The organism is Ectobacillus panaciterrae DSM 19096 (assembly GCF_000430785.1).
Taxonomy (GTDB): domain Bacteria; phylum Bacillota; class Bacilli; order Bacillales; family Bacillaceae_G; genus Ectobacillus; species Ectobacillus panaciterrae.
On the sequence record NZ_AUMR01000130.1, the window covers coordinates 1 to 8,354 of the forward strand.

Here is an 8,354-nt window from a genome sequence, read left to right on the forward strand (position 1 = left end):
CATCCAGCAAACCCGTTATGGTGGAACGAGTAACTCCTGCATAATCAGCTAACTCTGAAGGATTAAGAGGACGCTCATGATTCAACAAAGATAATAAGATTTTATACTTTCGATCGGATAGTCCGAAGTACGATAGCTTGGAAGTCAGTTCATGTTCTACTTCATGTGTGACTCGGATTAACTGAATCAATACGTCAAATGGTTTATCTGGAAAAGACTGAACCCTTTGTTTAATATCGGATTCAATGTTCGGCTGTATGTTTTCCTTCACATGTTTCACCTCCACAAAAGTAAGCAACCTTATTGTACGGTACCGTATTAATTCCCGTCAAGATTCCCGCTAAAATTTTTTTCAAAGAGACTTTATGGGGAGATATGGATAAAATCCTGCATATTTAATAATTTCAGATATTCTAAGAAATGTTGATATCATGGGGATGGTGGGGATAAGGAACTACCGATAATGATATGTTATGTAAACTTCACATGAATAGGGTATACATATTTTTAACTCAATCTATATAAGGAAATTATGTAATTATTTGTAATTTAATGGTACAATAACAATGAAGCGAACAAAGGTTCTGGAGGGGTTTAAATGAATTTACCAAAGTTTATTGCAAGGGATTCCTTTTATGTGGTTGGGTTGGCTATTGAAACAAAAAACGAAATTGAGATGACTGAGAATAGAAAAATACCCGAAGTATGGGAAACGTACTATAAGGAGCAAATGTCTGAAAAAATTTTAAACAAACAAGTTCCTGAAGTAACAATTGCGTTATATTCCAACTATGAATCTAATGAAAATGGTACATATACTTATGCAGTTGGCGTTCCTGTCGATAAAATAGCTCATGTCCCTGAGAACATGACTACATTCAATATTCCAGCTTCGGAATATGCCGTATTCACAACACGTAAGGGGAAATTGTCAGAAGTGATACCAGAAGCTTGGGAATATATTTGGAAATGGTCAAAAGAGAATAAAAGAAAGTTTACAACTGATTTCGAATTGTATGATGAACGAAGCATAGACCCAAATAATAGCCAGGTAGACATCTACATTGCGATTGGCTAACTTCCGATAACACTGATTATGTAAACCTTATATAAATATGATATACAGCATGCTCATGTCTTTTGATGTGAGCTTTTTTCATTCGGAGTGTCAAAACTTAATAGTTATGGTACAGGACTTATCAACACATTTAGGGCAAATTACAAAACTAGTACATGTACCTTGTATCAGATAATAAGTTGTTTGGAGAAAAAGAAGGCTCGAGCCGTATGACGGGAAAGCTGTCACGTACGGTTCCAAGGGGAGCTGGGGGCAGTGATACCCCCAGCTTACCCGACTTAACTGAACTAACGATAAAAATAGAGAGCCATAAATCATGACTCTCTAAAAAATGAACCTTATTCATCAACTATTTGGTCTTCCAGCATAAAATAGATTCCACTAGGAAATTTTTTACCTCTTTATATCTCTTCTGAAGTGTTTGCACCAGAACCACTGCCGATAGCCGAACCGATCCTTAGTATTCATTGAAATACTCTTGAATTTTATTTGGATCTTTGGTTTTAGTGAGTGCCAACATCAACAGGATACGAGCCTTTTGGGGATTAATGTTGTTAGAATTGACGAAATGATCATCTATATCTATTTGTTCATGAGTAACCATACCTTCCGGTACACGAGTGTCACGAACAACAACAACATCCTTCTTCACAGCATCTTGCAGACCCGGAAGTGTTTTTTCGTGGACGGAACCATTACCCGTACCAGCGTGGATAATCCCTTTTGCCCCCGCTGCAACCACAGCATCAACCAGGACTCGGTCATCGTTGGCATGCGAATAAACAATGTCAACACGCGGCAGATTATCTTCGGTAATATTGCGAATGTCAAACTCGGATCCTTTGGTGTGCTTTTTAACCGGTAGGTTGTAGAAGTATGGTTTACCATCTTGCATATACCCCAGGATACCGAGTTCCGGATTATTAAAAGCATCAACATCGGTTGTGCTGGTTTTAAAGATGTCGCGAGCATTTCCAATCTTGCCATTCATAGAGATCAAGACGCCCTTGTCATAAGCTTCTTTAGAACTAGCAAGTGCCACAGCGTTGTACAGGTTCAACGGGCCGTCAGCAGAGAGTGCTGTAGAAGGACGCATTGAACCAACCATGACAATTGGTTTTTCAGAATGAACAGTAAGGTTGAGGAAGTAAGCTGTCTCCTCCATGGTGTCCGTACCGTGAGTAATGACAACACCGTCACATTTTGGATCATCCAATGTTTTTTGGACTTCCTTTGCTAGTTTGACCATCATGGCGTTGGTATTAGACGTACCAGAATCGATGCTTGCTACCTGCTCAGTAGAGATGTTAGCAATATCTTTTAGTGACGGAACCGCTTCCAATAGTTTATCTGGAGTTAAGACCCCAGCTCGATAGCCGGTGGTTTGAGTCGAAGTAGAGCCAGTGCCGGCGATGGTGCCACCTGTTGCTAAAATTTTAATTTCAGGGGACTTTTTCTTACCAGAATCGTTTGCATCAGATGTTGCAGCCGACTTAGTTTCAACAAGATTTGATGCATAAGTACTATTTGCTGAGATAGCTATAATTCCAGAAGACATTAATGCTAGTGTGGTAAGGGCAGCTTTTTTCTTTGTTGTTAGTTTCTTCATTAGAATTCCTCCTGTTTACTGACAATAAATTCGTTTAATTAAGCGTTTTCATTTTTTAATAAAATCACTTCTTTAAACTTATAATAAAAACCACATAAAAAAACAAAAAGCTACAAAAATCTGTCGTTTGCCACGCAGAACAAAAGGGAAACTGTGCTCGCTCTCTATGGTTTACTCCTGCATGGACCACGAAAAGGGTTTGAACGCTTCTACGCTTAGTCAGATGCTCTCTCCCACCTAAAAGAAAAGTTTTTCTGTCGATTTTTTTAGTTGCATTTATATAGTCTTCTTTTTCAAATCCAGCAGTCAAATCCCCTGCTAAAGGAGTTTCTACAATTTCCTTCCTTTCCCTCAACTGATGCAATTGTTCCAGCTGTTGCAATTAATAATAGTTTCTTCATCGCTGACCGCCCCAATCGAGTTTATTTTTATTAATAGTACTCATAACGCGTACTAATATGATCTATTATAAGGCTAAATCCTAATAAAAATCAACATTTGTATTCGTTACGCGTACTATTTTCTTTTATATGCAGGTTTCGCATGATTAAGAGGCCCCCTTCCTTGTCTATACTGCTACTAAAAGAACGGATGAAGATGAGAAAAGGATTGACCGTTACGGCTGACCATGGCTGGACGGTGGAACGACTTCAAACTCATGAGAAAACAGTGAAAAAGGCATCCATGGTGAAGCGGGTAGCAGTCATTCGGTTCATTATGCAAGGCTGCTATGCGATTCAAGTGGCAGAGCTATTAAACGTACATCGCGAAACTTTGAAGAAACTATATATGAGTGAATTATAAATTCGACATTTTCATGTGCTATGTGCAACGAAAAGGGAACATTGTATGCTTCTTCTCTCTGGTTTACTCTTGCATGAACCACCACAAAGGTTTGACCGCTCCTGCACGTCGCCGGATGAGCTCTCCCCGCTATCAAAAGACGTTTTTTTATTCACTTGTATATAGTTTAGACGCAAAGACTATTCCCATCCGAAACTGCAAATTTGGCAACGAATTTGTGGGTTGCATGAGGAAATGCGGAAACAGAGAGTGAGTGTGCCACTCGGAATACTGCTAGGGAAAGATGAGTATGGTGAACAAAAGTGAAGGTTTGTAAGCTTCGTAAATGTTAGCTCCGGATAAGTACACGGTAATTGATACCAATTAATCCCCGTGAAAGAAACAGTTAAAAAGTTTGGTATAAATTCGCTTCCTTATTCAAAAAATCAGCCTTCATTGAAGGATCTTTTAGAAGGAATAAAACATCCCCAAAAAATTTATAGGTATTTTCCTAAAGATATTATATATGTCAGATAATCTAACGGATTTCAGGACAATATAAGATCTCTTTTGTTATATTTACTTTCAAGAGTGCAACTATTCGTTTATTTTTAAGTATTTAAATGTAAGAAATAACCTTTATTTCTATTTGTGGAGAAAAAATGTATAGTATATTTAGAGGATTCAAAGGGGGGAATAAAAGATGAAACTTGTCTCTATCGTTAAGTTTGAAGATACAGAATATAAAATTATATGGTTATACAGTAATGGAAATTGTGAGATTCAGAAGAATGATAGAACAGGTACAATCAAGTTAGTATCATTTTCCGAACTGCAGGCTTTATAAATCCCCTAGAATTGAGCATAGAGTCATCTATCTATAAGATAAGGTAATTTTTAAAATACATGGAAATATACTTCTTTTACCCTTCTGATTATATCCCTCCTCGATATACATCCATTTTCTATTTTCCCTTTATTGTGTACTTTTGTTTGAATCGGCACAAATCAAATATAGAAAGTGGGTGTGAGGAGATGACATTGCTAAGAAGGATTGTTTTTTTGAAACATCTAAAAGATGAACTACTTGAAAGAACAAAAGACTCTTCTATTTCCTATTCTCAAATGGAAGAAATCTACAAACATCTCCGCAAAATTGATTTAGAATTAAAAGAATATAGCATAGATAAAAATAATCGTATGAACAGTAATGGATTTTAGTAGAGGTTCTGATGCGAAAATAATACGCTAGAAACATAGAATGTATTGCAACTTACGATAATAATGATTATGGTAAGAACCCTGTTGAGTTGAACAGGGTTCTTTTGTTTGTTTAGGATGTAGTCTAGACGAACAGCGATAAACAAATATTTTTCTGTTCGCTTGTAATTATTTTTGGTATTTACGAACACAATTCCAAAATAGTCATGACTCTAAATGAACAAATATTTAACATAACATGAGTTATCGGAAGTTAAACTACTCTTATTTGTCTTGCGAATGAATAAGAACAAAAAAATTCTTTACTGGAACAGGCGATTGTTCTTCAACAAACAGGCCATATCCTTGAATAACTAATTGTGGAAATAATGGAAATTTGAGATGATTGTTATTAAGTTAAAGAGCAGGTTAGTTTAATAACATCAGTAGCTTTATTCAGAAATAAATGCTGTAAATAATGAAAATATAAAAAAACTTGGCGGGAGAAACAATATCTAAATGATTAAAGGGAGGAAGAATTATGTCCAATAACGTAAGACCAAGAAGAATAATTTTAGATTTAGCAGTTACTTTAGATGGTTTTATTGAAGGGAAAAATGGGGAAGTTGATTGGTGCATCATGGACTCTGAGATGGGGTTTATTAATTTCTTAAATCAAATTGATACTATTTTATATGGAAGAAAAAGCTACGATTTATGGGGACAATTTACTTCGGAAATTGAAGATACTGATACTGAAAAAGAAATTTGGGAATTAGTTCATAGTAAAGAAAAATATGTGTTTTCCAGAACGAAAAAAGGGACTGATAATAAAGCAATATTCATAAATGATAATATTTTTGAAGAAGTAAATAAATTAAAGAATAAGTCTGGTAAAGACATCTGGCTATATGGTGGAGCAAGTCTTATTACAACTTTTATCAATTTAGGGCTTGTTGATGAATTTAGATTATCTGTTCACCCCGTTATTTTGGGAGAAGGAAAACCGTTGTTTATTGATATAAAACAGAGGTTGAATTTAAAAATGGTTAATACAAGAACGTTCTCCTCTGGCGTTGTGCAACTAATCTATCATTTGAATGGGAATTAATAATATTTCACATTTCAAAGATAAAATACAATAAATATCATTAGGAAATACTCGATAGTAATTGTCACTTCTTCAACAATCGGGCGCAATTCTGTAGCAAGAATTGTGCTCGTTCTTTATGTATTGGGCCATATTCTTGAATAAGAGAAGGAATTATTCGTAAGTAAAATCGATCTATAAGTTATTCAATTAACGGGGAGTCTAGTATAAGAAGATAGTCAATGAGAAGAGACTTTAATGGACATCAATCCAAAAATTGGTTATTATAACAGCAGCTCTGTTATCAAACAGAGTAAATATAAATCCGGTGATTGTCCGAAAAATCTGTTTACAAAAAAACCGAAAAGGAAGGTTGATTCCACATGATAGGAACGGAGAGTAAAAAACAAGAAATTTTAAAAGCTTACCAGTTCAGACATGCTTGCAAGGTATTTGATACCAACAAAAAGATTTCGGATGAAGATTTTCACTTTATTTTGGAGACAGGAAGATTGTCTCCAAGTTCATTTGGCTTCGAGCCGTGGAAGTTTGTCGTGATCCAGGATGCAGCGCTTCGCGAAAAATTAAAACCTGTATCCGGCGGTGCCCAGGGACAACTGCCCACTGCCAGCCATTTTGTAGTTATATTGGCCAGAAGAGAAGAAGGCTTAAGGCATGATTCTGTTCACGTGATCAAAATGATGAAAGACATTCATCATATGCCTGAAGAAGTTGTGCAAGGTCTTTCCGATTTCTATAAATCCTTCGTCGAAACAGAACTCGAAGATAATGACCGTCTCATATTTGAATGGGCAAGCAAACAAACATATATAGCATTGGGAAACATGATGACAGCCGCGGCTCAAATTGGTATTGATTCCTGTCCGATCGAAGGTTTTGATAAAAAGCAGGTGACCACTATTTTACAAAATGAGGGTATCATTAACGCCAACGATTTCGGTGTAGCCTGTATGGTCGCTTTCGGATATCGGCAAGAGGATCCCAAACGTCCAAAAACAAGACAAAATCTCGATGAGATTGTTGAGTGGCGATAAACTTAAGATGATATTTCTCAGCATCAGAGGACATGTTTCGCTAATGGGTGGCTTGAGTTTAAGAATGGGGGTTGCTAACGGCAACTCCTTTTTTATGGGGCTAACGACGGGCAGGTTCAATAAGAAACAATTTAAAAATGAGCTTCTTTGTTACAAGTATGTTTTCGAAGGTACTCGAATCAATCGAGTACCTTCACAATGATAAAGCTGCCGTCTTTCCTATTTTTTTTGACAACCAAAATATGCATGCAGTCCCACATCAATCAATTTTTCTTATTCCTAGCTATTCGATTCCAAAGTGTTGTTTCGCTAACTCCTTAAATCTTCTGTGATCAATCGTCTCTTTCATCACTTTTCCAGCGGTCCATTGTGTAAAGGAAGTATCGGTTAACGTTACATGTCCTTCATCTGTAAGCCGGGTAATTAATGGATTTTTATTAAAGGGAGACTCTTGTTCCTCGATGAGGATTTTTTGTATCTCATTAAATTCAGTTACATCCTTTACAGGACGCTTAGAATCGAAGGCATAACCTATTTTCCAATCTGGATCCTTATGTTTCAGTTTCACTTCCAGAATATGATCACCATGATCACTATCCACTTTTTTGATCCGGAATTCTCCGTTAGAAGAGGTGATGGCTTCACCATTTAAAGGAACGGGTCTTAAGGGCAAATTCGCTCCAAAACCAGTATCAACCAAATATGTTTGCCCATCATGTATTAAAAGATTGGTTACATGGGTTCTCCCCAGTGTAGGCCAGCTTTGCGCTACACTATCGTATACCACCCCGCGAACTAAGGCTGCGCTAAAGCCATTTTCGACTAAAAAAAAATGAAAGATCGAATTTAATTCATAACAAAGCCCCCCTTCATTTCTTACTAGAATTTTGTCAACTACATTCTCTTTGGTAACATCATTTGTTTTATTTGCAATGATGCATAAGTTTTCAAAAGGGATGGTTTTTGCTGTTTTTTCAAGAACATGATCCAACGTTTCAAATGTGATTTTTTCATTTTCTGGGATACCGATTCTTTTACGAAATAATGCATTTAGCTCAGTCATTATGAAAAATTCCTCCAATCGCTATTTTCTTGCTTTAGGGACAGTTCATCTCCTTAGCTTGATAGGCATGATAAAACCTCTAATTCTAGTAATCAGAGGTTTTGTAGTTTGCAGTTCACATAATCAGCGTTATCAGCAGCAGTTTTAGGTATTAGGTCTGTCGGAATTATATCTAATGGTTTTGTCGAAGGACCGACAATCCACATAAGGGGTTCTCCTTGTCGATCATAATCTTTTAATAAATTATTTACCGCGATTTCTTAATACTTTTTTTCTTTAAGGTCTAATCAAATGGTGTTCAATCATTTTACTTGTAAGTGCAGTGTCTATCCCCATTCCTTGTAATATAATTCGCTCCATTACCTCCTGGTTAATTTGAAATATATAAAAACATATAAAACCATCTCAAATCAACCAGTCCTCCTCTCTCATTTTATTTTTTAGAACCAATATATATTTTGAAATCTCCAGATTAA

General features: G+C 36.3%; 9 protein-coding genes. 5 read left to right on the top strand and 4 right to left on the bottom strand.

From position 1 onward, the window contains the following. The coding region (locus tag H540_RS0120670) for a MarR family winged helix-turn-helix transcriptional regulator (protein WP_342666096.1) at positions 1 to 271 on the bottom strand (271 nt) is incomplete at its 3' end. A gap of 327 nt (positions 272 to 598) precedes the next feature. Between H540_RS0120670 and H540_RS0120675 the strand changes: the two genes are divergently transcribed. Next, on the top strand, positions 599 to 1,078 hold the full coding sequence (locus H540_RS0120675) for a GyrI-like domain-containing protein (RefSeq protein ID WP_028402212.1): 480 nt from the start codon (positions 599 to 601) through the stop codon (positions 1,076 to 1,078). Positions 1,079 to 1,535: 457 nt separating this feature from the next. On the opposite strand, the gene H540_RS0120680 is transcribed toward H540_RS0120675, so the two are convergent. Next, positions 1,536 to 2,687 (bottom strand): asparaginase, encoded by a 1,152-nt coding sequence (locus tag H540_RS0120680; RefSeq protein WP_028402213.1) that lies wholly within the window; start codon positions 2,685 to 2,687, stop codon positions 1,536 to 1,538. A 64-nt stretch (positions 2,688 to 2,751) separates the two neighbouring features. Further along, positions 2,752 to 3,069 (bottom strand): hypothetical protein, encoded by a 318-nt coding sequence (locus H540_RS0120685; protein WP_028402214.1) that lies wholly within the window; start codon positions 3,067 to 3,069, stop codon positions 2,752 to 2,754. A 182-nt stretch (positions 3,070 to 3,251) separates the two neighbouring features. Here H540_RS0120685 and H540_RS30455 point away from each other — a divergent pair, with 182 nt between their 5' ends. From H540_RS30455 to H540_RS0120715, 4 genes are all read left to right on the top strand, one after another. After that, a complete protein-coding gene (locus tag H540_RS30455; protein ID WP_051317221.1) occupies positions 3,252 to 3,491 on the top strand; it encodes a hypothetical protein in 240 nt (79 codons plus the stop codon). A gap of 1,041 nt (positions 3,492 to 4,532) precedes the next feature. Then, a complete protein-coding gene (locus H540_RS0120700) occupies positions 4,533 to 4,691 on the top strand; it encodes a hypothetical protein (RefSeq protein WP_155891102.1) in 159 nt (52 codons plus the stop codon). A 520-nt stretch (positions 4,692 to 5,211) separates the two neighbouring features. Continuing rightward, the gene (locus H540_RS0120705) at positions 5,212 to 5,781 is read left to right on the top strand and encodes a dihydrofolate reductase family protein (RefSeq protein ID WP_028402216.1); all 570 of its coding nucleotides are present in this window, start codon (positions 5,212 to 5,214) and stop codon (positions 5,779 to 5,781) included. A 362-nt stretch (positions 5,782 to 6,143) separates the two neighbouring features. Beyond that, positions 6,144 to 6,815 carry an NAD(P)H-dependent oxidoreductase gene (locus H540_RS0120715; protein WP_028402217.1) on the top strand — a complete coding sequence of 224 codons (672 nt, stop codon included), beginning with the start codon at positions 6,144 to 6,146 and terminating at the stop codon, positions 6,813 to 6,815. Positions 6,816 to 7,098: 283 nt separating this feature from the next. On the opposite strand, the gene H540_RS0120725 is transcribed toward H540_RS0120715, so the two are convergent. Further along, a complete protein-coding gene (locus H540_RS0120725) occupies positions 7,099 to 7,878 on the bottom strand; it encodes an arylamine N-acetyltransferase family protein (protein WP_028402219.1) in 780 nt (259 codons plus the stop codon). Positions 7,879 to 8,354 lie beyond the last annotated feature (476 nt).